The sequence below is a fragment of the Okeania sp. SIO3B5 genome, assembly GCF_010692555.1.
Classification (GTDB): Bacteria; Cyanobacteriota; Cyanobacteriia; order Cyanobacteriales; family Microcoleaceae; genus Okeania.
Genome location: NZ_JAAHHG010000741.1, coordinates 1 through 3683, shown reverse-complemented (window position 1 = coordinate 3683; position 3683 = coordinate 1). Strand labels below are relative to the sequence as shown.

Here is a 3683-nt window from a genome sequence, read left to right as displayed (position 1 = left end):
CGAGGATTTTCTTTGACTTTGTATACAACCGTAGGCCATTGTTGTAACCAAGATTCTAAAATTTGCCCCCTCACTCCCGCACTCCCCCACTCCCTCACTCCCTCACTCCCCCACTCCCCCACTCCCCTACTTCCTCACTCTCCTGACTCCTTCTTCAATCCTTCAAAGTCGATCGCATAGTCGGGAACATAATAGCATCCCGAATACTTTGAGTATTAGTCAACAACATCACAACACGGTCAACCCCAATACCCATTCCACCACAACTAGGCATCCCCAAAGACAACGCTTGAATAAAATCTTCATCCATTGGATGTGCTTCATCATCTCCTGCATCTCTCTGAGCGATCTGTTCTTCAAAACGTTGGCGTTGGTCTTGAGGATCGTTTAATTCGGAGAAACCATTGGAATATTCTGTACCGTGAATAAATAACTCGAATCTTTCCACAAAACCTGGTTTGCTATGATGTCTTTTTGCTAACGGACTGACTTCTACAGGAAAATCAATTACAAAAGTAGGTTGAATTAAAGTTGACTCTACTTTTTGGTCAAAAACAGCATATAAAAGATAACCCAAACTTTGTGTTTCTAATTTGGATAATTTTAGGTTTAATTTTTCTACAGCTTCAAGAGCTTCTGACAATTCTAAGTTATCAAAATCTAATCCTGTTTCATCCTTAACTGCCTCTACCATTGTTTTAACTTGCCAATGTTTGCCAGTAAAATTAGGATATTTTTGACTATGGTCATATTGACGTTCTAAATTAATAATTTGTCCTTGATATTCTATCTCTTTTATATCTCCTAAAACATTGTTCATACAATAACAAATAACATCTTCTACCAAACCCAAAATTTCAAAATAATCTGCATAAGCTTGATAAACTTCTAGGGAAGTAAATTCAGGATTATGGGTACTATCAATCCCTTCATTTCTAAATACTCTACCTAATTCAAATACTCGTTCAAAACCACCACAAATTGCTCGTTTTAAAAATAATTCTGTAGCAATTCGTAGATATAAATCTACATCTAAAGCATTATGATGAGTTGTAAAAGGTCGAGCAGCAGCACCTCCATAAATTGCTTGTAAAACTGGTGTTTCTATTTCATAAAATCCAGCATCCCAAAGATATGTACGAATACTTTGTAAAATTTTACTCCGCATTCTAAAACGCTTTAAAGATTCAGCATTTCCAGCTAAATCCATTTCTCGATGACGACGACAAATTTCGGGGTCATTTACACCATAATAAGAGTCAGGAAAAGGAATAATAGCTTTAGAAATAAGATCGAGTTTATTTACCTGAATTGATAACTCACCTCGGTTAGTACGACAACCTATTCCTTCTGCACTAATAAAGTCTCCTACATCCAAAAGTTTTTGTATTTGTTTAAAGCCTAAACCAGGGTCTCCTTTAACTAATTTTTTCTCAATTTTAAGCTGAATTTTTCCACTTTCATCTGTTAAGTTAATGAAACCAATACTACCACTATCGCGCTTAGAAGTAATACGACCACAAACTTTTAATAATTTTTCATTAGGGTCTGCTTCCCCTGGTTCTAATTCTTTTGCTGGTGGGGAAAATAAGTCTATAACTTGTTGAGCAGTGTGCGATCGCTCTACAGCTTTACTAGGATAGGGGTTTATTCCCAGGGAGCGTAATTCTTCAACTCTTTGTGAACGAACTTCTGCTTCGTTCCTGGTTTCGCTTTTAGCCATTGGTAGTTGTACTCTATATTTGGTTAATGAGGTTAGTATAATACCATAGTTTTTCTGTTTCTAGAAGGTGATAAAGATTAAATTATTCCAAAGTTATTTGGAGGTTAAAAGTTTGGGATTGAAGAAGGAAGAAGGAAGAAATAAGAAGGAAGAAGGAAGAAGGAAGAAGGAAGAAATAAGAAGGAAAAAGTGGATGGAGATAGTGAACGACCTGCCACTTCGTATATCATAACCCCAATTAATTAACTAATTGTAAATATTGTGTATACGGCGGGGTATTCAAGCCAAAATAAAAAGATAAAAATAATGTTATTGAAGGTTATTTTTGTTTTTAATAATATTTTAAATAGACAAAAAATTAATGGCAAATAAATCTTTTTTAGATATCAATATTTTTAAGCATTTCCTAGGTCATGCTGCGCAAACAGCTATTAGCAGTCAGCTAGCCTCCTCCGGAGGAACTACGTTAACAGCAATTAGTAATAAATAATTACTTCTAAGGTTTATTCCAGGGACTTTAACAGTAACTTTTACCGAAAAATTGGGTTTAAAGCCTCGCCCATAAGCGGGCGACTTTTTAGTAGTTGATTTTATTTCAAGAAATATGTTATCATGTATTTAGTTTAAGAGTCAAATTATGAAAGCTAGATTTAAGTATCGTATCTATCCAACACCGGGACAAAAATACCGATTAGCAAAGCTATTTGGTTGTGTCCGTGTGGTTTGGAATGATAGTCTAGCTTGCTGCCAAGAAAAGTATAAATTAGGAGAAAATAAACCCACTAATTCAGAACTACAAAAGCTTTTTATTACTCAAGCTAAAAAAACTGAAGAAAGAGAATGGTTATCAGAGGTTTCTAACATACCATTGCAGCAATCATTGAATGATTTAAACCAGGCTTATCAAAACTTTTTTAAATCAACTCAAGGCCAGAGAAAAGGTAGACCTGTTAAACCTCCTAAATTTAAAAAAAGTAGACAGTCAAAGCAAACTGCTAGGTTTACAAAGGGAGGGTTTAAAGTTGGTCAACATAAAGTTTATTTAGCAAAGATAGGAAAGCTGAAAATTGTCTGGTCAAGAGAGTTACCTGCTGCTCCATCATCAGTAACTATTGTCAAAGATTCAGCTCATAGATATTTCTTGAGTTTTGTAGTAGAAATTATACCTGAAATCTTACCTCAAACTGATAATTCAGTAGGTATAGATTTAGGTATTAAAACCTTTGCTACATTTAGTGATGGTACAAAGGTTGATGCTCCTAAACCACTGAAGAAACGAATTAAAAAGTTAAGAAAGTTAAGTAAGTCATTATCTCATAAAACTAAAGGCTCTAAAAGGTATGAAAAAGCCAGGATTAGAGTAGCTAAATTCCATGGCAAACTGAAAGATACAAGAACTGATTTTCTACATAAATTATCTACTGAAATAATTCGTGAAAACCAAACAATTGTTTTAGAAGATTTAAACGTTTCTGGTATGGTTAAGAATCGTAAATTATCCAGGGCTATATCCGATTTAGGTTGGAGACAATTCCGAACACTCCTAGAAGGAAAAGCAGAAAAATATGGTCGTGATTTTAGAGTAATTAATCGTTGGGAGCCAACATCCCAAATTTGCTCAAATTGTGGCTTTAAAGGTGGGAAGCTAGACCTGAAGGTGCGAGAATGGGAGTGTCTCAACTGTGGTGCAAAACATGATAGAGACGAGAACGCAGCGATAAATATATTAGTCGCGGGCGGGCAGTCCGAGACATTAAACGGACGTGGAGGCAAGCATAAGACTAACGTCAAGCTAGCAGCAGCCAGTGTTAGCGGAGCTTTGCGCCAGCAAAACGTCAACTCGCCGAGGAGCTTAGGCTCGGTAGGAATCCCCGTGCCTTCAGGCCGGGGAGGATGTCAAGCATCTTAACTAATCAGGACTTACGCAAAGGCACTATTTATATAGTACAAGTACTATTGA

Annotated in this window: 3 protein-coding genes; 2 read left to right on the top strand and 1 reads right to left on the bottom strand. The window is 36.1% G+C overall.

Going from position 1 to position 3683, the window contains the following annotated elements:
- Nucleotides 1–154: 154 nt before the first annotated feature.
- Nucleotides 155–1723, bottom strand: coding sequence for a lysine--tRNA ligase (gene lysS, locus F6K54_RS41770; RefSeq protein WP_293090382.1), 1569 nt, complete (start codon nucleotides 1721–1723; stop codon nucleotides 155–157).
- A 361-nt stretch (nucleotides 1724–2084) separates the two neighbouring features.
- Here lysS and F6K54_RS41765 point away from each other — a divergent pair, with 361 nt between their 5' ends.
- Both F6K54_RS41765 and F6K54_RS41760 read left to right on the top strand, forming a co-directional pair.
- Nucleotides 2085–2213 carry a hypothetical protein gene (locus F6K54_RS41765; protein ID WP_293090381.1) on the top strand — a complete coding sequence of 43 codons (129 nt, stop codon included), beginning with the start codon at nucleotides 2085–2087 and terminating at the stop codon, nucleotides 2211–2213.
- A gap of 147 nt (nucleotides 2214–2360) precedes the next feature.
- On the top strand, nucleotides 2361–3632 hold the full coding sequence (locus F6K54_RS41760) for an RNA-guided endonuclease TnpB family protein (protein ID WP_293090380.1): 1272 nt from the start codon (nucleotides 2361–2363) through the stop codon (nucleotides 3630–3632).
- The last annotated feature ends 51 nt before the right edge of the window (nucleotides 3633–3683 follow it).

Coding starts and splice junctions, on each gene's coding strand:
- lysS (WP_293090382.1), bottom strand. CDS start 1,723: ATGGCTAAAAGCGAAACCAGGAACGAAGCAGAAGTTCGTTCACAAAGA.
- F6K54_RS41765 (WP_293090381.1), top strand. CDS start 2,085: ATGGCAAATAAATCTTTTTTAGATATCAATATTTTTAAGCATTTCCTA.
- F6K54_RS41760 (WP_293090380.1), top strand. CDS start 2,361: ATGAAAGCTAGATTTAAGTATCGTATCTATCCAACACCGGGACAAAAA.